The organism is Corynebacterium sp. HMSC065D07 (assembly GCF_001810695.1).
Lineage (GTDB): Bacteria > Actinomycetota > Actinomycetes > Mycobacteriales > Mycobacteriaceae > Corynebacterium > Corynebacterium hesseae.
In genome coordinates, this window is record NZ_KV802449.1 from 1 (window position 1) to 234 (window position 234).

At 52.6% G+C, this 234-nt stretch carries 1 pseudogene; it reads left to right on the forward strand.

The features are described from left to right. Nucleotides 1-234: pseudogene (locus tag HMPREF2760_RS12960) on the forward strand (transposase); the annotation flags it as partial.

Below are 234 nucleotides of genomic sequence, written 5' to 3' on the forward strand. Positions count from 1 at the left end.
CGGATTCGACTGCCCCGAAGAATCCGATTAAGAAATTTAACGAAGCCGACAAAATCGCAGTCGCCCACGCCAGGCAACAGTTAATGGAGCAAGGCTTAGATTATGGCCCTTGGTCGATCTACTATTTCTTGTTCGACACTGTAGGCGCAGATTACACCCCGTCGCGTTCTACAATCGCCTCGTGGCTGCAGGAGCTGGGATTTGTTGATGCCAATGCCCGCAAACGGCCACGCA